Origin of the sequence: Bradyrhizobium sp. CSA207 (genome assembly GCF_029051685.1) — a bacterium.
Lineage (GTDB): Bacteria > Pseudomonadota > Alphaproteobacteria > Rhizobiales > Xanthobacteraceae > Bradyrhizobium.
In genome coordinates this window covers 24,023-42,949 of sequence record NZ_JAACFT010000035.1, presented here as the reverse complement: position 1 = coordinate 42,949, position 18,927 = coordinate 24,023, and the positions used below count along the sequence as shown (strand labels likewise).

Here is an 18,927-nt window from a genome sequence, read left to right as displayed (position 1 = left end):
CGCAGGCTTCCCTCTCGCTCACCCCAAATATCATTGACCGAACGGTTCGGTCAATATACATTATCAACCCTGGGAGGAGCGTACTGGCCCGAATCCTTTATTTGCGTTTCAAAGTGCCAAACACCGCCCCACAACCTTTCGAGACCCTAAACCAATGGTTGCAGCCGACCGCGAACATTTGCATGCCGTCTCCGAAGAAGACAGCTCCAAACGCCGCCAGATCCTGGACGGTGCCCGCAAGGTGTTCATGGATCTCGGCTTTGACGGCGCCAGCATGGGTGAGATCGCCCGCGCGGCCGCGGTCTCCAAGGGCACGCTCTACGTCTACTTCGCGGACAAATCCGCGCTGTTCGAAGCCATCCTCGAGCAGGAGGCGCTCCAGCACGGTCAGGTCGCGTTCAATTTCGATCCCGCGCGCGATGTCGAGACCACGCTGAGAGATTTCGGCCAGGCCTACATCCATCTGCTCTGCCGGCCCGGCGGCGGATCGGCGATCCGCACCGTGATGGCGATCGCCGAGCGCATGCCCGACGTCGGCCGGCGCTATTATCTGCGCGTGCTGGACAAGACCATCAATCGGCTCTCCGAATATCTCAAAGCCCATGTGGCCGCCGGCGATCTCAAGATCGACGATTGCGACCTTGCGGCCTCGCAGTTCATGGAATTGTCCAAGGCCTCACTGTTCCTGCCCTTCGTGTTCCAGGCGGCACCCACGCCGTCGGAGGAACGCATTGCCGAGGTGGTTGACAGCGCAACGCGGATGTTCCTGGCGGCTTATCGCCGGAAGTGAGCGCGGCATCAAAGGCGCCGCTCACAGTATCACGCACAGCCGTCTCAACGCCGTCATGGCCGCGGCTGAACTCGTCTTCGAACTCATTTCTTCGCCTCGCGGCGAAGATCATCCACCCGAATTCGGGTGGATGATGCCATTCGCGCCCGACCTTCTAGTGGTTCTTGAAGTGGTGCTTCGAACCATTCATCTTGGTGATGGTGACGTCAAACCGCTCCTGGTATGTCCACATCTGATCTTCCAGGAACGATATAGCTATCGCTTCACCGAGCAACAGCGAGTAGTCCGTGTCGCTTCGCCAGTGAATTCCGGCATGAATGCCGTGACCGAAAGAAATGTTATGGGCGAGTTTGTGCAACTCTCCGTTGATGGTGAGCGTGCCGGGGCCAACATAGGGCTCAAGATACGAGCCATCAGGGGACGGCACGACCGGATGGACAATCCCTGCGTCACCATCGAGGAAGAATTTCAGCACGGTGATGCATGCGCCGGCCACCGTTCCATGACCGGTCGGATAGGCCGGGTGAGTAGGTGAGCCCTCCGGGAAAGCCTGCGAAAGTAAATAGTTCCCGTTCCGAACAGCGCTTAGATTGAGCGCGGCCGATTTGAGAACGATATCGAAGTTGGTCAGCTTGGCCTTATCGGTCGAATTCAGCACATTGTCCTTCAGCAGTTGAACGATGCCGCCGCCAGACTCGGGCCGGTGCCGAAGATGGACGGCCCACTTCTGATACCACACCGCATTGAGGGCAGCTCTTGCCACTGCGCCCAAGGTCGCGGTGACGTCGGGACCCCCGAAGGTGCCAAACGGCTTTTCGTTCTTCTTGTATGTCGTGGTGTACGGATTGGTGGGGTTTGGGCCAATGCCCAAGGTCGAGCACACAAGATACGCAATGAAGTAGGCTTGATACAGTTCGTCGACCTGTGTGTACGCCGCCGTGTCGCGTCCGTTTCGAACGTAGCGCGGATGATCGTCGAACGAGAGGACCTGAGACGGCAAAATGCCGCTCTGGATGTTCTTCCAGTCCGTCGTGCTGGTCATGAAGTCTTTGCCGCCGACAAATGTCTTGATCTTCTGATCGAGCGGCACGCGCCCGATAGACGTCGGCAAGAGGCACAGCTGGGATATGTAGGGACCGACGGTCTCTCCTCCGAAGTACTTTGGATGCGCATTGAAGCCGCCGCGGAAGAGAACCCCGGGTGTAACATTCCCTCCGTCAAGAGGTCCGGCATACTTGCCTGGAAAGGCAGCGACCAGATCGCTCAGTTCGAGAGCGGCTGCCTGCGCCGTTGCATTTGTTGCATACTGGGTGAACGGTACGTCCCGCAGGAGCGAAGCCCAGTAGAGTTCGACCAGTTCGATCGCATATTCGGTCGAATCCAGCGCGGGTGCCGCCGGAACGACTAGACTGCCGATTCCGCGCGAGTCCTTTCCGATGAGTTGCAAGGCAAAGGCGCCGCGCGGCCCATTGAGCTTGGCCTGACCTCCGAGCACGATGTTTGGGTGCCCGAAATCGCCGACAGGACCACCAGGCTTGATGCCGCATGCCTTCAGGAATTGATCAAACGTAGCGGGATCAGGAAGTCCGGCCGAATCCTGCTTCAGTCCCTTGGTATAGGTACCGAGACCATCCGGAAATTTCGCCAGGTCTGTGTTTGCACTCTGAGAAACGCTCCCGGTGGCCACCGCCTCAGTGGTTGCGGTCCCGAAGCGCACGACAAAGGCATCCTTCCCATGCTGATCCGTGACGCCGGCGGGCAAGCACGGAGCAGCAGGCTGGGGCAACTTACTTAGGTCTGCCATCTGAGATCTCCATTCAGAAGTCGGGGACAAGAAGACGAGCCGGGATCCGACCAAAACCGTCCCGAGCGGCGGGATATCCACCGAATGCGCGCGCATGAGCGGCTCTCGATGTGCGGCCCCTCTCGGGTCGCACAAGAAGTTGACTATCACTTAAGGATGTGACGCGATGTGAAGCGGCTCACACTAGAACAAATTCACAGCTGACAGCCGGTGAGGGCTCGTTCGGCAAGCTTTGCGCGGGCAATCGCACGGTGTCCTGATGGCAATTGCGACTGATCAACTGGCGTGTCTCGCCGATCTTGCCCGCGAGCTTCGCTTGCCTCATGCGGCCGAGCGAGATCGGACAGCGCTCGTGCAGAACGACGACGCCAGGCCTAATCGTCCGCGAACTCGTCTTCCTCGTTGATCTTCTCACGCTTGCTGCTCTTGCGGCCGAGTGATCCCGTGACATAAGGATCGCGCGTACTCGCGTAAGGATTGCGCTGCTGCGCGCGTCCGGCAACCTCATCGCCGGAGACGGCGGCCGGCTGGCAGATCAGGCGGCGGCTGGCGCGGCGCATCAGGTCCACGTGGATGTGGTCGTAGTGATAGACGTTGGAGCCCGGCGCCAGCACGGTGGTGAAATGCGCGCACGCCCCGGACTGCACGTCGCGCAAAAAGCCCTGCTCTTCCGGCATGCCGCGCCAGCCGTCCTTCACGGTGACGCGGCGGCCGTCGGCGAGCACGAAGGCTGCGATATCGAGCGCGTTTCCGAAGGCGTGCTCTGAGATGTGGGCATGCGAATTGCCGTTCATGCCGCGGCAGGAATAGGCGGAGATCTGCTTGATCTCGACGACGCGGGTGCCGAACCAGCGCATCGCCGACGGCTGCACGGTGTCGGCGAACCAGCGGTCGAGTTCGGACACGATCGGACACGCCAGCGTCGCGACCGGTTTCACGGCGACCGGGCCGACGGCGGTGACCGCATTGCCCTGAACAGGACCGAGGCGCGGCGGCGGTTGTTGCGCGGGGGCTTGCGAGTAAGGCGCCGGGCCCGGCGGCCTTGCCGGATAGCTCGGCGCATTCATGTAGCGCGCCGCACCCGCGGCATCGGTGCCTTCGGGTGGCAGGTCGATCTCGTCCTCCTGCGGCGTCACGCCGGGAGCGCTGAGCGAGACCGGGCCGGATGACGCGCCATAGTCATAACCCGACGGCTGGCGCACGGCGCTCTCGGGATAGTTTTGACGTTGCGGGTAGCCGGATCGCGGCTGTGTCACCGGCCAGCGCGGCTGGTTACCGATACTTCCGGGCGGACGCAAATCCTCGTCGGCAAAGCCGTAGCTCGAGGAGCCTTCGCCGATGGCGGCGACTTTCAGCGGGAATTCTGCGCCGCACATGCCGGGGCCGGAGATCGGCTCGATGCGGACGATGTCCGCGCTCTCCTTCACCGCGCCCGACTTCAGGCATGCGGCTTCCGCCTCGGCCCGCCACGGTTCACGTTCGGCCTGGAAGAAGCCGCGTCCGCAACCCGCAAGCGAAACAAGGACGATGGAGCCGACGAGATACAAACGAACTCCGCGCGTCATGCGCGCACGTTCGGTGAATTTACTTAAAGACTCTTCAACGTGTTGATTTCAGCCTTCCTTAACCATGCCGGGGTCGCCGCGGGAATGAACGGCAGCGGGGCTGACTTTTTTGGGAGGAGCCTTTCTGTTAACCATGACCGTTGCCCGCAAAGCAGCGCGACAGCGGGGAACGATCCCAGGGAGCAACGTCATGACGTTCGTCGGAAGACTGAGCGTTATCACCGCGTACCTCGCCATGGCCTTCGTCGGCGCCATCGTGCTCGGCATGATCTGAACGACGCGCTTCCAACGACCTTGCGCCATTCCACTCCCCAGAGGCCGTGATCGGCTTCGCGCGCCACGGATCAACGCAGGTCCAGTGCTTGCCTGAGCTAAGCAAAGAGAGCAGCCGCGGCAAGGCGGACCCGTTGTGATGTTCATCACAGAACACCAGCCCCACCCAGCGTAAGGTCAAACCACGCTCAGTCGTTCACCGACCTCAGGTCATCGGGACCCACGCAATTTTGGAGATTGTCATGAACAAGCTCTACATCGCCACCACCGCATTCTTCCTTGCGTCGACCGCCGTCGCACATGCCGGCAACGCGATCTCGTTCCAGATCGAAGGCCAGCACATTCGCATCGAGACACCGCGCAACTGCGCCTCGCTCGACTGCGTCACCATCGTCGCGCCGGGCCTGTCGAACAAGCCGATCAAGCTGAACAGCATCAATCTCAACGGCCTTGGCGGCTCCAAGGACGATGACGACACCACGCCGGCTCCGACCACGACCGCGCAGCCGGCTCCGGTGCAGCAGCAGCCGGTACCGCAGGCCCCCGTCCAGGCGACGGCACCGGCCGCCGCTGTCGCTGCTCCCTCCGTTCCGGCCGCGACCGTTGCCGCCGCCCCTGCCGTCGGCTTCGATACCCCGGCGCAGCCTGCGCCCGTTGTCGCGCCTGCTGTTGCGCCTGAGCCAGTCGCGCTCGCACCTGCTCCGGTTGCCGCCGCGCCTACGTCAGCCGCGACCACGCCGCTCGGCGTGTGGGCAACCGAAGAGAACAAGGGCAATGTCCGCGTCGAACAGTGCGGCGCCAATCTCTGCGGCTACGCCGAGAAAACCAACGCGCGCATCCTGATCAACATGAAGCCCGAGGGCTCGAAGTGGAGCGGCCGCATCCACGATCCCGACTCCGGCCGCAACTACGACTCGACCATCGCGATGAAGGGGCCGAATGCGATGCGCGTGCAGGGCTGCGCCTTCGGCGGCATGTTCTGCGGCGGCCAGATCTGGAAGCGCGTGAGCTGACGCAGGGGGCGTCACATAGCGACGCATACGATCGTACGTCATGCCCGGGCTCGTCCCGGGCATCCACGTTCTTGGTGCCACAACCGCACTTCCTCCCCTCACCCTGAGGAGCGTGCGCAGCACGCGTCTCGAAGGGCGAGGCCCGGATCGAGAGCGGGGCCTGCATGGTTCTCGCGACGATACGAAGTATCGTCCGCTAGGCGCGCGCAAGGGCGCGCTCCTCACCACGAGGAGAGAGAGCGCCGTTTGAACGTTCATCGCCCTTACGCAACAGATGTTCATCCGCCGTTCAGCCTGCCCCGGTTGAAACTGCGCACTCTCGCCTCGCGTTTCTCACCGGGACATCCTCGTGGCTTTTATCGTGGCATGGCGCCGCTTCGTGTTCGCGCTCCCGCTGCTGGCGCTGCCGCTGGCCGGCGCGAGCGTGGCATCCGCATCGGATGCAATCGAGCTTGCGCAGACGCAAGCCCAGCCGGCACCTGCACCCTCCCCGGCGCCGGCGGCCTCGCCGACGCCGGCGGCGGAGGCGCAGCCCGCCACCGTCGAGCCGATCGGCAACGTTGCGACCGTGACGGGCATCGCGACCGTGATCCGCGACAAAAATTCCTATCCGGTGCGAGTCCGCGACGACATCTACCTCAACGACATCGTGCAGACCTCCTCGAACTCCTCGCTCGGCATCACCTTCAACGACGCGACCACGTTCAACCTCTCCGCCGGCGCCAAGATCACCATCGACAATTACGTCTATGAGGACGGCGGCAAGCAGAATTCGGCGATCGTCGACATCGGCAAGGGCACGGTCGCGTTCGTCGCCGCAGCCGTGGCGAAGTCCGGCGACATGAAGATCACCACGCCAACGGCGACGCTCGGCATTCGCGGCACCACCGGCGTCGTCGACGTGCCCGTGGGCGCGGCCGCGAACAGCGCCGCTAACGTCAACATCAAGCTCTATCCCGACGCCGACGGCCGGGTCGGGCACATCGACGTCGACGACCGCACCAGCGGCACGCGTCTCGGCGCGCTGACGCAAGGCGCGAGCGGCTTTGCGATCCGGCCTGGCGCGGGCGGCGCCGGGGGCCTGCGCTTTGCGGCGGTGCCGATCACGATCGCGCCGCAGCAGATCGCGCGCGACCGCAGCGTCGTCAGCCAGGTGCATCTGGCCCAGACCACGGGCCGCCAGATCGTCACCGAACAGCGCGACTTCCGCCGCGCCAATCCCGGCGCAAGCAGCCGCATTCCGCGTCCGCTCCAGCCGCCGCAACAGCAACAATTGCGGCCGACGACACCGCCCGGCCAACAGCCGCAGCGACCGAATGGCCAGCCGGGACAAAACGACCGTCCGGGTCAACCGCAACCGGGCACGCCGAACCGCCAGGGGGCGCAGCCGCCGCAACGGCAAGGACAAGGCGGCGCCGTGCAGCCGGGCACACCGCGCGCGGGTCAGGGTCAGCGGCAAGGTGCCGGACAGCCAGCAGGCGCGCCGCCCACCGGACCAGGCCCGCAGCCTGGCGGCGCACAGCCGACACAGCCGTCGCGCAGCGGTCGGACTCCGGGAGGAGCGGTCACGCCGCCTCAGCCGGGCATAGCGCCGCCGCCGCAGACGCCGCGCACGGGGTTGCAGCCCGGCGCACAACCGGCCGGCCAACACCAAGGTGGCTTCCAGCGCCCAGGCGGGATGCAGCAGCGCCTGCCCGGCGCGCAGCGCCCCGCGGCACAGCGCAAGCCGGCTCCGAAGGAGAAGAAGGAGCGGCGGTGATTTTCTTCCTTCTCCCCTTGTGGGAGAAGGTGGCGCGAAGCGCCGGATGAGGGGTTCTATCCGCGAACACTCATCGACAGCTTGGCGCGCGGAGAGAACCCCTCACCCGGCTTCGATGCTCCGCATCGAATCCACCCTCTCCCACAAGGGGCGAGGGTGCACCGTCAAACGCCGGACGAAGTGAAGACAGCTCACGCTTCGCCGCGCAGCCACGCCTTCACCTTCTGCAACAGACCGTGGCGCAGTTCGTCGACGGAGGCCGCTTCGGCCGGTGTCAGCGTCTGCATGGCCGCGTCGACGTCCTCTCTTGCAAGCGGCGACGCGAGTTCAGCGTCGGCCGGCGCTAGCCCCGCGGCCGCCAGCGCGATCGGCCCGATCTGCACCAGGAAGGCGCGCTCATATTCGCGCGACAGGCGCGCGATTGCATCCTCCAGCGTCAGCCAGTCGACCGCCTTGATGTCGTTCATGAGCTTGCGGACCGGACCGCCGTCGGCCTCCATCCGCCAGAAGTGCACGGCCTTGGAGCGCCCGCCGGACTGGTAGACGAGCGTACCCAGGAATTCGTGGATGGCGACGTCGTGGCCAGTCTCCTCCAGCACCTCGCGATGCGCGGCTTGCTTCGGCGTCTCGCCGTCGTCGAGCTTGCCCTTGGGCAGGACCCATTCGTTGCGCTTGCGCTGGCGTACGACCGCGATCAGCGGTGGCGCACCACGCCGCAACACAATACCACCCGCCGCCAGAACCGGCGCCCGCGCCATCGAAAAATCTCGCCGTATCAAATCGTTCCCGCGGACGATATAGGCGGCCGAGACGGCGGAATGAAGACTAGTTTCTTCTCAGCAGCGCCTGGCCCGCCCGGACGCGCGTGCCTTCGGCGATGCCGTCGCAGAACGAAAAATCGCCGGGCGCGAGGATGATGATGGTCGAGCCGTGCTCGAACCAGCCGAGCTCCTCGCCCTTGGCCACGTTGACGTCGCAGGGGAAGTTGACCGGCCCCCTGGTCTGCGCGTTCAGCACCATGTCCAGAAAGTGCAGGCGGATGCTCGCGACCAGGATCGCAGCAACCGGCACCAGCGTCACGGCCTCGCCGGTCGACAGATGCGTGCGGATCACCGCGCGCTCGTTCTTGCAGAACAAGCGCTCGACCCGCTTCAGCGCGATCGGGTTGACGTTCCAGACGTCGCCATGGATCAGCGTCACGCGCTCGATATGCGCGTCATAGGGCGCGTGGAAGCGGTGATACATGCTCGAGGTCAGCCGCAGCGTAAGAAAGCAGCCGTTGCGGTGCTGGTCGACAAGGGCGGAATCGCCGACGAGGTCGAGCAGCGAATAGGGCGCGCCCTTCACCTGGAACAGCTCGGTGTCAGCAATCCGGCCGTGGGCGCCGACGATGCCGTCCGAGGGGCTGGCGACAATGGAAGCGTCGGAATCAAAGGGCCGCAGGCCCGGCTTCAGCTCCCGGGTGAAGCAGTCGTGCAGGCTCTTGAAGTGGCTCTTGCGCGCTTCCGACAGGTCGAGGTCGGAGAACAGCTTCCACAGCGCGATCGAGCCGTCCCGAACGAGCGGGTTCTCGATCTTGGAGAACCAGCCCATGAAGCGGGTCAGCGCGGCGCGGGGGATGCGGTTGGTCAACAGGAAGTTGAGGTCTTCCTGCTGGGTGAAAGAGGCGATCAGGGCTTTGACTGTCATGAATCTGTCAGCTCGCAAGGTTAGCGCTTGTTGTCATGGAAACGACACTCCCGATTCTCTCTTTGTCCGTGGCCGCCGCAGCGTCCGCTGCCGCCGCCCTCCCGAAGCTCAAGGCGCGGATCGAACTGTCCCGCGCCAAGCACCGCTCGCTCTCCGGGCACTCCAAGATGTCGCGCCGGGTGGCGCGGCTGGTCCCGTTCTACGAGTTCGAAGGTGATGAATACTTCGGCTGCGACGGCGCGCCGCCGAACGTGGTGATGCAGCGCAAGGATGCCTTCTTCCGCCTCGCCGCCCTCTACGCCGAGCGCTACCCCAAGGGCCGCACGATGACCAGGGAAGCGGCGGAGAAGATCTCCGACCTGCACTTCACCGAGACCTACCGCGTGCCGTTCCAGTTCTCGCGCCTGGTCCGTGAAAATCTGGGCACCTCGACCTTCATGGAGTCCTCGAGCGGCGTCACCGTTAGGGATGTCGACGGCAACGTCTCCTACGACCTCACCGGCTCCTACGGCGTCAACATCTTCGGCAACGACTTCTACAAGGAGTGCATCGAGGGATCCGAGAAGCGCGCGCATGCGCTCGGCCCCGTGCTCGGCCCCTACCATCCCGTCATCCTCGAGAACGTGACGCGGCTCTGCCAGATCTCGGGCCTCGACGAAGTCTCCTTCCACATGTCCGGCACCGAAGCCGTCATGCAGGCGGTGCGGCTGGCGCGCTACCACACCAAGCGCACGCATCTGGTTCGTTTCGCCGGCGCCTATCACGGCTGGTGGGGCGACGTGCAGCCCGGTGTCGGCAACCCAATTCCCGCGCACGAAACCTACACCCTCGCCGAAATGTCCGAGAAGACGCTGCAGGTGCTGCGTACGCGCCGCGACATCGCCTGCGTGCTGGTCAATCCGCTCCAGGCGCTGCATCCGAACGCCAACGCACCCGGCGATTCCGCGCTGGTCGACTCGTCCCGCGGCGGCAATTTCGACCGCCAAGCTTACACCGAATGGCTGAAAAAGCTGCGCGAGGTCTGCACCGCGCGCGGCATCGTGCTGATCTTCGACGAGGTCTTCGTCGGCTTCCGCCTTGCTGCTAGCGGCGCCCAGGAATATTTCGGCGTGCGCGCCGACATGGTGACCTACGGCAAGAGCCTCGCCGGCGGCCTGCCGGTCGGCGTGGTCTGCGGCAAAAAGCAGCTGATGCGGCGCTTCCGCGACGACCGCCCCGCCGACGTCTGCTTCGCCCGCGGCACCTTCAACTCGCACCCCTACGTCATGACGGCGATGGACGAGTTTTTGAGCCGGCTCGCCAGCCCCAACTTCCGCGCCGTCTATGACCATCTGGACGAAACCTGGAACGGCCGCGCGCAAAAGCTCAACCAGATGCTGGAGGGTGCCGGCCTGCCGGTGCAGGTCGCCAATCTGTCGTCGATCTGGACGGTGAAGTACACCGAGCCGTCCCGCTACAACTGGATGCTGCAATATTATTTGCGCGCCGAAGGCCTGTCGCTGAGCTGGGTCGGCACTGGGCGGCTGATCTTCAGCTTGAACTACACCGACGCCGACTTCGCCGAAGTCGCCGACCGCTTCGTCCGCGCCGCGGAGAAGATGAAAGCCGATGGCTTCTGGTGGCACGATGCCGCGCTCACCAACAAGCGCATCAAGCGGCAGATTTTGCAAGAGATGCTGGCCAAGCGTTTTAGACGCTGAGGCTGATCTCTCCAACTCCGTCATGGCCGGGCTTGTCCCGGCCATCCACGCGTCTCCGCGGGACAGTTCTAAGACGTGGATGCCCGGCACGAGGCCGGGCATGACGCAACCATCAGACATCGGAGTGCTGGATGTATGCCGCGCGCTCAGGCGTGCTGCTCTTCCAGCGTGGGCTCGCCGAGCAAGCCCAGCGTGTGCTCGGGGTTGAGGTGCAGGCCGGGATCCATCAGTTCGCCCCGCATCAGCGCCAGCGGAGCGTTGCGATAGAGCATCAGGTCATGGAAGGGATCGGTCAGGATCTTGGTCATCCAGACGAGGCCGGTCTCGACGTCGCGGATGAAGAACAGGTGCACGGTGCGGAACAAGAGGCCGCCGATGCCGACCGCGAGCCAGATCTTGGCGACCTGCCGCATGAAGTCGGCGGCGCCGGCCCAGGGCTTGAACAGGCCGAACAGCGAGGGATCGGCGAACAGCACCAGCGGCGATGCCGCCCAGATCGACATCAGCACCACCTTGCGCTGAAGGTTGTAGCCGACCTTGATCTCTTCCTTGTGCTCGTGCGTCGCCTGGTTGATGTGGTCGTAGCCGTGCGGCTCGAAGAAGAAGTGACCGGCCTGGCGCGAAGTCATCGAGACCAGCCAGCCGACCAGCGCCGAGATCATGGGATCGACGAACAGCCAGACATAGGCGAACAGGAAGCTCAGCGCGCTGACGAAGTGCAGGCTCTGATTGATGCGGCTGTGGTGATAATAGCGATGGTCGTCCCAACGCTGGATCCGCAGCTGCTCGAGATAATTCTTGATCATGCTCTCCCCCAAAATGCTTTCGGGTACGGGATTTACAGAGATTCGATGTACGCCATGTGACATCATCATTTTGTCATGTGACGATGTGCAGCGGCGCGATGACGCACGGGCTACTTTGTCCCCTCACCCTGAGGAGCTTGCGAAGCAAGCGTCTCGAAGGGCGAGGCCCAACTGGCGATAGACGGGCCTTCATGGTTCTCCGAGCGATGCGAAGCGTCGTCCGGGAGACGCGCGCAAGAGCGCGCTCCTCACCATGAGGAGCAACAAGCTCACGCCGCCTTGGCGACGTCGAGCTTGCGGAAGCGGACCAGCGAGAAATGACCGAGCGGCGGAATAAGGCGGCGCTCGGCGAGCTCGATGCCGTTGGCGCCGGCGAGCCACTTCGCATAGCGCGACCAGGCGAACTCGGCGGTGCGGAAGCCGAGCGGACGCACCACCGGCTGGAGCTTCTGCTCAATGAAGCGGCGCATGCCGGCATCGGCGCTGACGCGAGTGAGGATGATCAGCTCGCCGCCAGGACGCAGCACCCGCGCGAATTCGTCGAGTGCCTTTTCCGGATTTGGCACCGCAGTGACGACATATTGCGCCATCACGACGTCGAAGGAATTTTCGGGAAATTCGAGCTTCTCGGCGTCCATCACCGCGAGGCCCTCGACGTTTTTCAGCTTGCCCTCGGTGACGCGCTGGCGCGCCTTGTCCAGCATCGCTTCCGAAATGTCGGTGCCGAAGATGCGCAGGTGGGGCGCGTACATCGGCAGCGAGATGCCGGTGCCGACGCCGACCTCGAGCACGCGGCCGCCGATCTTGTTGGTGGCCGCGATCGCCGCCTGCCGGCCCTTGGCGAACACCCCGCCGAATACGAGGTCGTAGACCGGCGCCCAGCGGTCATAGGCCTGCTCCACCGTGCCGCGGGTGAGGTCAAGCTGCTGGGTGCCGTCAAGGTTCATGATCTTAGCCATCTCTGAGGTTCTCGCTGTGGGTCAAAGTAAAGATCAACCGCGCACCGGCCGCCGCGCCATGACCGGCGAGGCGCGCAGGATGCGGCTGGGCTGAAGTGACGTAAGATTGCCGACGAACTGGCGCGCGCTGTTCTCCCAGGAACGCTCCAGCGCGAAGTTGCGGCAGGTCTCGCGCGACATCGTGAGCGCGCGCAAGCACGCCGTACGCAAATCGTGATCGATCGCGCCGATCGGGTGATCGGCAATGACGTCCTTGGGTCCTGTCACCGGAAACGCCGCAACCGGCGTGCCGCAGGCGAGTGCCTCGAGCTGCACCACGCCGAAGGTGTCGGTCAGGCTCGGAAACACGAACACGTCGGCGGCAGCGAGATGGGCGGTGAGGTCCGCGCCCTTCTTCTCGCCGAGGAAGACGGCGGCCGGATATTTCTTTTCGAGCAGCGCCCTCTGCGGGCCGTCGCCGATGACGACCTTGGTGCCGGGCAGATCGAGCGAGAGGAATGCCTCGAGATTCTTCTCCACCGCTACGCGCCCCATCGTCATGAAGAACGGCCGCGGCAGATCGAGTCTTGCAGGAGCATCGGGATGGAACAGCTCGGTGTCGACGCCGCGGGTCCAGAAGCCGAGCCGCTTGAAGCCGCGCTCGGAGAGCTCCTGCCGCAGCGACGGCGTCGCCACCATGGTCATGGCGGCGGCATCGTGGAAGTGGCGCAGCACGGCATAGCCGACGGCGGCAGGAATGCCGGTGCGTACCGAAACATATTCGGGAAAGCGCGTGGTGTAGGAGGTGCTGAAGGCGAGGCGATTGCGGCGGCAATAGGCCCGCGCGGCCCAGCCGATCGGCCCTTCGGTCGCGATGTGCAGGGCTTCCGGCGCAGCCTTCTCGATCCGCCGCGCGATCTCTTTAGCGTTGGGCAGCGCGATGCGCAGGCCCGGATAAGTCGGCAGCGGCCATGACGGAAAGCCGTCGGGCGTCAGGAATTCAATCTCGACGTCCAGCGCCTTGGCGGCATTGGCCAGCGAGGTCAGCGTGCGCACCACACCGTTAACCTGCGGATGCCAGGCGTCAGTCGCGATTAATACCCGCATGGGGAAATCCCGAGAGTTTGATGATTCTCGGCTTTCGACCATCAACCACGGATATTTCAGGCGTGTGACGTCACAGAAGTGTCGACGGGCTGTTTTGTTCGTTAATGGGCTGGCCGGGCCACGAAACTGTCATGAAACAATCGTTGCCGCCATGAAACCGTTTTCGGTTTTCCGTGCAAACGTCCCGAAACCTTTTGCCGTTAGTGATCTAGCCAACAGAGCACCGCAAGCGGTGCCGCGGTGAGCAAAAACACCGAGCAAACAGGGGCGATCAAATGTTCAATCTGGGCACGTTCAAGAATTATTCGCGCGCCGTCGCTTTGAGCGCAGTGGCTGTGACCGCAATCGCATTCGCCGCCCCGGCCAAGGCCGCGCCCGTGCAGCTCTTCCCCTTCTTTCAGCCGCTGCCGCCGATCGCCGCGCCGCAGCCATACCAGCCCTATCAGGCGACGCCTTACCAGGCCGCACCGTCCGAGGATCAGGACGCGGTCGAGATGCCGGCCCGCTTCCGCCGCCAGATCGTCGCCTATGCGACGCGCGAGGCGCCGGGCACCATCATCATCGATACGCCGAACACGTATCTTTATTACGTGCTGGGAGGCGGCCAGGCCGTTCGCTACGGCATCGGCGTCGGCCGTGACGGCTTCACCTGGTCCGGCACCCAATCGGTGACCAGGAAGGCCGAGTGGCCGGACTGGACCCCGCCGCCGGAGATGATCGCCCGCCAGCCCTATCTGCCGCGCCACATGGCCGGCGGCCCCGGCAACCCGTTAGGGGCCCGCGCCATGTATCTCGGCGGTACCATCTACCGTATCCACGGCACCAACGCTCCCGACACCATCGGCAAGCACGTCTCCTCCGGCTGTATCCGCCTGACCAATGAAGACGTCTCCGACCTCTACTCCCGCGTCAACGTCGGCACCAAGGTGATCGTGTTGCCGATGACGGAGCGCCGGGCGGATCTCGGCAGCTTAACGCGCTAAGCGACAGGACATTGTGACGCAAACGGCCCCGGAACCCTCCGGGGCTGTTTTCGTTTGCATGGTGCTCTCCGGGCGCCCGCGCTTTGAGACGCACGAGCGCATCATCACGGAGGCGCAGATGCAGTCGGTCCGGCAAACGTCGCAAAGCCAATGGCCGCGCTTGATTGCGAGCGCCGCAGCAATGTTTTGGCTCATCGCTGCGCCCTCTTCTCTCGCGCAGCAGCCGGCGAGCGACGACGCGGCCCGACAAGCCTTCAACAATTCCTGCCGCACCTGCCACTCCGTGAAGGAAGGCGACAATCGGCTGGGTCCCAACCTCAGCAAGATCGTCGGACGCAAGGCAGGCTCGCTGCCGAACTACAACTATTCTCCCGCCATGAAGGATGCGGACTTGGTCTGGGACCAGGACAAGCTCACGAGGTTCATCGTCAAGCCGGACGAGGTCGTGTCGGGCAACAAGATGCAGCCGTATGGCGGCCTCTCATCCGAGGAGGCAGGCAAGGTGGTTGCTTATCTGCAATCGGTCTCGGAGCAGCCGTAGGAATTGCGACAGCACTGAGACGCGAGACCCCCGCAATGCGGAGGCCGTTCTCGTTGCGCCGGTGATTCTGGCCGTCCTTCGAGACGCCTGCCTTCGGCAGGCTCCTCAGGATGAGGGCTGAACGCGCGGCTGCGGAGCCGAGCAGCCCGTAAACGCCTTCACACGCAGTGCTTGCACAAACGCACCTATGCCAGTTAGCCTCATCCTGAGGAGCGCGCTCTTGCGCGCGTCTCGAAGGATGGGGCGGGCACGATGACCGAGGGTGCGTACCTCTACATTCTCAGATGCGCCGATGGCAGCTACTACATCGGAACGACGCGCACCGAGCTCGAAATCAGGATCGCGCAACACAATGCCGGCACGTTCGCCGGCTATACCAAGTCGCGCAGGCCGGTGACGCTGGTCTTCTCGCAATGGTTCGATCGCATCGCTGATGCGATCGAATGCGAACGTAAGCTCAAGAAATGGAGCCGGGCCAAGAAGGAAGCCTTCATGCGCGGCGACTTTGCCGAGCTCCATGAATTGGCAAAGCGCGGATCGCATCATCCTTCGAGACGCCCGCCTCCGGCGGGCTCCTCAGAATGAGGACAGAGTGCGCGGCTCCGATTCTTGGAAGAGAGCCCTCCACTTCGCAATGTCTACCCCAACCGCCAGGTGCCCGTTGAGCCTCATCCTGAGGAGCCGCCAAAGCGGGCGTCTCGAAGGACGAGGCGGGCACGCGGCCCCGGCGACGCCGGAGCCGTTCATTTGCACCAGCGCTTACAGGTGCGTTGCGCCCCGCCGTTCCGAGATCAGCCTCAGCCACGCCGATGCATGGAACGCGCTCATCAGGAGATACATAGGGACCATCCCGCCCAGCAAAGAGCCGCGGCCGGCGGAGCAGAGCATGTCGGCCGCGTCGCCGCCGAGCGCGGCCGTCAGCAGGGCCATGATCGCGAAGGTCGGCGTGGCCGCAAGGCCGAGCCACCTGGCGAGGTGGCGCGCGGCCACGACGCCATCACGGCTGGCGCCCGCGGCCGCGCTCACCGGACAGGTGTCGCTCATCCGCCCGCCTCGCGCAGCGCCTTCTCTCCGGCGGTCGATACCTCGACCCACTTCTTGTCGGGCGCGGCGCCCTCGACGTAGCTGTCGTGCCAGTTCCACCATTTGTAGGTCGGCGTCTGCGGATAGCCTTTCGGCGAGTCCTCCCAGACCTCCTGCCGGCCGAGCGGCGTGATGTCGAGGTAGTTCCAGGTGCCGCCCATCTGCTCGTCGCCGCGGCTCTTGACGAAATAGGTGCGGAAGACGCGATCGCCGTCGCGGTAGAACACGTTCGTTCCGTGCCATTCGTCGACGCCGAAATCGGCATCGAAGCTGTCCGTGATGGTGACCCACGGCATGGTCCAGCCCATCCGCTTCTTCAGCCGCGCGATGTCGGCCTGCGGCGCGCGCGAGGCGAACACGAGCGTGGTGTCGCGGGCGTTCAAATGGGCGACATGGGCGACCTGATCGGCCACCATCGAGCAGCCGCGGCACGCATGATCGGGCCAGCCGAACACGCCCGGCTCGAAAAAGGCCCGGTAGACGATCAGCTGCCGCCGGCCCTGGAACAGATCGAGCAGACTGACCTTGCCGCCGGGCCCCTCGAACGCATAGGTTTTGTCCACCGCCATCCACGGCATGCGCCGGCGCTCGGCGGCCAGGGCGTCGCGGGCTCGCGTATGCGCCTTTTCCTTCACGAGCAGTTGCTGACGGGCTGCCTCCCAGTCCTGCGGCGATACCACCGGCGGAGTTTGCATGGCGGGCTGTCCGTTAGTTCCTGCGTTCTCGACTGATGTCATCATGGCTCTCCAAACCTCTTGCTTGGACGGTCGTTCTGCGTCCGGCTATGACAGACGCGGAACCGCTCGCCCCTCACCGCACATTGTCGGTCGTGGACTATTTCTGGCACCGGACGGTTGCGCGGTGGGAGTAACAAGTGTGGCGGGATTTGAATGGAGTCGCTGATCACGGCCGCGGCGCGTGCGCTCGAAGCCGGCGATCCGCTCGGCGCATTGAACCGTGTCGCCTTGCGCAACGATGCGCCTTCGCTCGCACTGCGCGGGATCGCGATGGCACAGCTCGGCGATCTCGCGAAGGCGAAGACGCTGCTGCGGAGTGCTGCACGCGCCTTCGGTCCGAGAGAGGCGGTGGCGCGCGCAAGGTGCGTGGTGGCCGAGGCCGAGATCGCGCTCGTCTCGCGCGATTTGAACTGGCCGGTGAAAACGCTCGCGGCGGCGCGGGCGACGCTCGAAAAGCATGGCGATCTCGCCAATGCCGCGCATGCGGGCCACATCGAGGCGCGCCGTCTTCTCCTCGTCGGACGCGTCGACGAGGCAGAGGGCACGCTCGCCGAGGTCAGCACCGCATCGCTTCCGCCTGCGTCTCAGGTGATCCGCGAGCTGGTGGTCGCGGGAATTGCGATCAGGCGGCTCAGGACGGAAGCCGCGCGCGCGGCGCTCGACCGCGCGGCCAAGGCAGCACGGCTGGCCGGAATCCCGGCACTGGCGGCGGAAGTCCGCAGCACGAACCTCATCCTCGACACGCCCGCGGCGCGCCTGATCTCGCGCGGCAGCGAACACCCGTTGTTGCTTGGGGAGGTCGAAAGACTGGCGACGTCGACAGCGCTCGTCCTGGACACCTTCCATCATGTCGTGCGCAGGCGAGGCGTGGTCGTGTCGCTCGGAACGCGGCCGGTGCTGTTCGCGCTCGCCCGTCTTCTGTCGCAAGCATGGCCCGCGGATGTCCCGCGAGAGACGCTGATCGCCGGTGCGTTTCGAGCGAAGCACGTCGATGAATCCCACCGCGCGCGGTTGCGGGTCGAGATCGGGCGGCTCCGCACCCAGCTCAAACCGCTGGCCGATGTCAGTGCGACGAAGCAGGGTTTTGTGCTGGCGCCGCGGAAGACGCGCGACGTCATCGTGCTGGCGCGGCCGGTCGAGGAGAAGCACGCCGATGTCCTTGCCTTCCTCTCCGATGGCGAGCCGTGGTCGAGCTCGGCGCTCGCACTCACGCTTGGCATGAGCCCGCGCACGGTGCAGCGGGCGCTTGAGGAATTGGCCAGATCGAACAAGGCGCAGTCGTTCGGACACGGGCGGGCGCGCCGCTGGATGACCCCGCCTGTCCCGGGTTTCCCGACAGGCTTGTTACTCCCCGGACCGCTCCTGAAGACGTAAGGTAGATCACCTCACAGGGATCGAGCAGATGAAACGTTCAGCCGCCGAAATCATCCAGGAGTACGGGCCTTTTGCAGGCGTCGAAGCCGTGCATGGCGTCACCTATGACGGCACCTATGTCTGGTTCGCATCCGGCGACAAGTTGAACGCGGTCGATCCGGCAAGCGGCAGGATCGCACGCTCCCTCGATGTCGCCGCGCATGCAGGAACGGCGTACGATGGCAAGCACCTGTTCCAGATCGCCGAGGATCGCATCCAGAAGATCGATGCCGCGACCGGAAAGGTGCTCGACACAATCCCGGCGCCGGGCGGTGGTGGCGACTCCGGACTTGCCTGGGCCGAGGGCTCGCTCTGGGTCGGTCAATATCGCGAGCGGAAGATTCATCAGGTCGATCCGGAAACGGGGACGATTCTTCGCACCATCGAGAGCAAGCGCTTCGTGACCGGCGTGACCTGGGTGGACGGTGAACTCTGGCATGGCACCTGGGAGGGCGAAGAAAGTGACGTGCGACGGATCGACCCCGATACGGGCAAGGTGCTGGAGCAGCTCGAGCTGCCCGCCGGAACCATGGTCTCAGGATTGGAGTCCGATGGCGGCGATCGCTTCTTCTGCGGTGGCGGCAGTCGCGGCAATGTGAGAGCGGTCCGCAGGCCGAGGCGGGCCACGCGATGACGGTTTCAACGCGCGGCAACGGCGAGGTCGCAGCCGTTAACCCATTCGCCCCAATTCCACCCCATCCATGCGCTCTAGCGCCCTCTTCTCCC

General features: G+C 64.5%; 19 protein-coding genes. 10 read left to right on the top strand and 9 right to left on the bottom strand.

The annotated features are described in order from the left end of the window. Positions 1–154: 154 nt before the first annotated feature. Complete coding sequence (locus GWG65_RS31775) at positions 155–790, top strand: TetR/AcrR family transcriptional regulator (protein WP_275199431.1); 636 nt, start codon at positions 155–157, stop codon at positions 788–790. Between the two features lie 154 nt (positions 791–944). Here GWG65_RS31775 and GWG65_RS31770 read toward each other — a convergent pair whose 3' ends face one another. Beyond that, positions 945–2,594 carry a vanadium-dependent haloperoxidase gene (locus GWG65_RS31770; RefSeq protein ID WP_275199430.1) on the bottom strand — a complete coding sequence of 550 codons (1,650 nt, stop codon included), beginning with the start codon at positions 2,592–2,594 and terminating at the stop codon, positions 945–947. Between the two features lie 374 nt (positions 2,595–2,968). Continuing rightward, entirely contained in the window at positions 2,969–4,159 is a 1,191-nt protein-coding gene (locus tag GWG65_RS31765; RefSeq protein ID WP_275199429.1) for an extensin family protein, read from the bottom strand. 133 nt (positions 4,160–4,292) lie between these two features. Between GWG65_RS31765 and GWG65_RS31760 the strand changes: the two genes are divergently transcribed. The 3 genes from GWG65_RS31760 to GWG65_RS31750 all read left to right on the top strand — a co-directional run bounded on the left by GWG65_RS31760 (position 4,293) and on the right by GWG65_RS31750 (position 7,204). Further along, positions 4,293–4,433: a hypothetical protein gene (locus GWG65_RS31760; RefSeq protein WP_275199428.1), complete on the top strand. Its 141-nt coding sequence runs from the start codon at positions 4,293–4,295 to the stop codon at positions 4,431–4,433. A 241-nt stretch (positions 4,434–4,674) separates the two neighbouring features. After that, positions 4,675–5,445, top strand: coding sequence for a DUF2147 domain-containing protein (locus tag GWG65_RS31755; RefSeq protein WP_275199427.1), 771 nt, complete (start codon positions 4,675–4,677; stop codon positions 5,443–5,445). Positions 5,446–5,803: 358 nt separating this feature from the next. Continuing rightward, entirely contained in the window at positions 5,804–7,204 is a 1,401-nt protein-coding gene (locus tag GWG65_RS31750) for a FecR domain-containing protein (protein WP_275199473.1), read from the top strand. Positions 7,205–7,395: 191 nt separating this feature from the next. Here the strand turns inward: GWG65_RS31750 and GWG65_RS31745 are convergent, their stop codons facing one another. Further along, positions 7,396–7,962 carry an NUDIX hydrolase gene (locus GWG65_RS31745; protein ID WP_275199425.1) on the bottom strand — a complete coding sequence of 189 codons (567 nt, stop codon included), beginning with the start codon at positions 7,960–7,962 and terminating at the stop codon, positions 7,396–7,398. 67 nt (positions 7,963–8,029) lie between these two features. Beyond that, entirely contained in the window at positions 8,030–8,893 is an 864-nt protein-coding gene (gene asd / locus GWG65_RS31740) for an archaetidylserine decarboxylase (protein ID WP_275199424.1), read from the bottom strand. A gap of 35 nt (positions 8,894–8,928) precedes the next feature. On the opposite strand from asd, the gene GWG65_RS31735 reads away from it, so the two are divergent. Further along, positions 8,929–10,593 (top strand): aminotransferase class III-fold pyridoxal phosphate-dependent enzyme, encoded by a 1,665-nt coding sequence (locus GWG65_RS31735; protein WP_275199423.1) that lies wholly within the window; start codon positions 8,929–8,931, stop codon positions 10,591–10,593. Between the two features lie 146 nt (positions 10,594–10,739). Here GWG65_RS31735 and GWG65_RS31730 read toward each other — a convergent pair whose 3' ends face one another. From GWG65_RS31730 to GWG65_RS31720, 3 genes are all read right to left on the bottom strand, one after another. Continuing rightward, entirely contained in the window at positions 10,740–11,399 is a 660-nt protein-coding gene (locus GWG65_RS31730; RefSeq protein ID WP_247381910.1) for a hypothetical protein, read from the bottom strand. Positions 11,400–11,668: 269 nt separating this feature from the next. Beyond that, positions 11,669–12,358 carry a methyltransferase domain-containing protein gene (locus GWG65_RS31725; protein ID WP_275199422.1) on the bottom strand — a complete coding sequence of 230 codons (690 nt, stop codon included), beginning with the start codon at positions 12,356–12,358 and terminating at the stop codon, positions 11,669–11,671. A gap of 33 nt (positions 12,359–12,391) precedes the next feature. Then, positions 12,392–13,444, bottom strand: a complete 1,053-nt coding sequence (locus GWG65_RS31720; protein ID WP_275199421.1) for a glycosyltransferase family 1 protein — start codon at positions 13,442–13,444, stop codon at positions 12,392–12,394. 275 nt (positions 13,445–13,719) lie between these two features. On the opposite strand from GWG65_RS31720, the gene GWG65_RS31715 reads away from it, so the two are divergent. The 3 genes from GWG65_RS31715 to GWG65_RS31705 all read left to right on the top strand — a co-directional run bounded on the left by GWG65_RS31715 (position 13,720) and on the right by GWG65_RS31705 (position 15,553). After that, positions 13,720–14,427: a L,D-transpeptidase gene (locus GWG65_RS31715; protein ID WP_275199420.1), complete on the top strand. Its 708-nt coding sequence runs from the start codon at positions 13,720–13,722 to the stop codon at positions 14,425–14,427. Between the two features lie 118 nt (positions 14,428–14,545). Then, positions 14,546–14,968, top strand: a complete 423-nt coding sequence (locus GWG65_RS31710; protein ID WP_275199419.1) for a c-type cytochrome — start codon at positions 14,546–14,548, stop codon at positions 14,966–14,968. 252 nt (positions 14,969–15,220) lie between these two features. Further along, positions 15,221–15,553, top strand: coding sequence for a GIY-YIG nuclease family protein (locus tag GWG65_RS31705; RefSeq protein ID WP_275199418.1), 333 nt, complete (start codon positions 15,221–15,223; stop codon positions 15,551–15,553). Positions 15,554–15,727: 174 nt separating this feature from the next. On the opposite strand, the gene GWG65_RS31700 is transcribed toward GWG65_RS31705, so the two are convergent. Together GWG65_RS31700 and GWG65_RS31695 are read right to left on the bottom strand one after the other, a co-directional pair. Next, entirely contained in the window at positions 15,728–16,012 is a 285-nt protein-coding gene (locus GWG65_RS31700) for a hypothetical protein (RefSeq protein WP_275199417.1), read from the bottom strand. Then, the gene (locus GWG65_RS31695; RefSeq protein ID WP_275199416.1) at positions 16,009–16,791 is read right to left on the bottom strand and encodes a DUF899 domain-containing protein; all 783 of its coding nucleotides are present in this window, start codon (positions 16,789–16,791) and stop codon (positions 16,009–16,011) included. Before GWG65_RS31695 ends, GWG65_RS31700 begins: the two co-directional genes overlap by 4 nt. Positions 16,792–16,941: 150 nt before the next feature. Here GWG65_RS31695 and GWG65_RS31690 point away from each other — a divergent pair, with 150 nt between their 5' ends. Together GWG65_RS31690 and GWG65_RS31685 are read left to right on the top strand one after the other, a co-directional pair. Further along, complete coding sequence (locus GWG65_RS31690; protein ID WP_275199415.1) at positions 16,942–18,162, top strand: helix-turn-helix domain-containing protein; 1,221 nt, start codon at positions 16,942–16,944, stop codon at positions 18,160–18,162. Positions 18,163–18,190: 28 nt separating this feature from the next. Next, entirely contained in the window at positions 18,191–18,835 is a 645-nt protein-coding gene (locus GWG65_RS31685) for a PQQ-binding-like beta-propeller repeat protein (protein ID WP_275199414.1), read from the top strand. Positions 18,836–18,927: the final 92 nt, after the last annotated feature.

Coding starts and splice junctions, on each gene's coding strand:
- GWG65_RS31700 (WP_275199417.1), bottom strand. CDS start 16,012: ATGAGCGACACCTGTCCGGTGAGCGCGGCCGCGGGCGCCAGCCGTGAT.
- GWG65_RS31725 (WP_275199422.1), bottom strand. CDS start 12,358: ATGGCTAAGATCATGAACCTTGACGGCACCCAGCAGCTTGACCTCACC.
- GWG65_RS31755 (WP_275199427.1), top strand. CDS start 4,675: ATGAACAAGCTCTACATCGCCACCACCGCATTCTTCCTTGCGTCGACC.
- GWG65_RS31730 (WP_247381910.1), bottom strand. CDS start 11,399: ATGATCAAGAATTATCTCGAGCAGCTGCGGATCCAGCGTTGGGACGAC.
- asd (WP_275199424.1), bottom strand. CDS start 8,893: ATGACAGTCAAAGCCCTGATCGCCTCTTTCACCCAGCAGGAAGACCTC.
- GWG65_RS31775 (WP_275199431.1), top strand. CDS start 155: ATGGTTGCAGCCGACCGCGAACATTTGCATGCCGTCTCCGAAGAAGAC.
- GWG65_RS31690 (WP_275199415.1), top strand. CDS start 16,942: ATGGAGTCGCTGATCACGGCCGCGGCGCGTGCGCTCGAAGCCGGCGAT.
- GWG65_RS31705 (WP_275199418.1), top strand. CDS start 15,221: ATGACCGAGGGTGCGTACCTCTACATTCTCAGATGCGCCGATGGCAGC.
- GWG65_RS31695 (WP_275199416.1), bottom strand. CDS start 16,791: ATGATGACATCAGTCGAGAACGCAGGAACTAACGGACAGCCCGCCATG.
- GWG65_RS31770 (WP_275199430.1), bottom strand. CDS start 2,594: ATGGCAGACCTAAGTAAGTTGCCCCAGCCTGCTGCTCCGTGCTTGCCC.
- GWG65_RS31735 (WP_275199423.1), top strand. CDS start 8,929: ATGGAAACGACACTCCCGATTCTCTCTTTGTCCGTGGCCGCCGCAGCG.
- GWG65_RS31760 (WP_275199428.1), top strand. CDS start 4,293: ATGACCGTTGCCCGCAAAGCAGCGCGACAGCGGGGAACGATCCCAGGG.
- GWG65_RS31745 (WP_275199425.1), bottom strand. CDS start 7,962: ATGGCGCGGGCGCCGGTTCTGGCGGCGGGTGGTATTGTGTTGCGGCGT.
- GWG65_RS31715 (WP_275199420.1), top strand. CDS start 13,720: ATGTTCAATCTGGGCACGTTCAAGAATTATTCGCGCGCCGTCGCTTTG.
- GWG65_RS31720 (WP_275199421.1), bottom strand. CDS start 13,444: ATGCGGGTATTAATCGCGACTGACGCCTGGCATCCGCAGGTTAACGGT.
- GWG65_RS31685 (WP_275199414.1), top strand. CDS start 18,191: ATGAAACGTTCAGCCGCCGAAATCATCCAGGAGTACGGGCCTTTTGCA.
- GWG65_RS31710 (WP_275199419.1), top strand. CDS start 14,546: ATGCAGTCGGTCCGGCAAACGTCGCAAAGCCAATGGCCGCGCTTGATT.
- GWG65_RS31765 (WP_275199429.1), bottom strand. CDS start 4,159: ATGACGCGCGGAGTTCGTTTGTATCTCGTCGGCTCCATCGTCCTTGTT.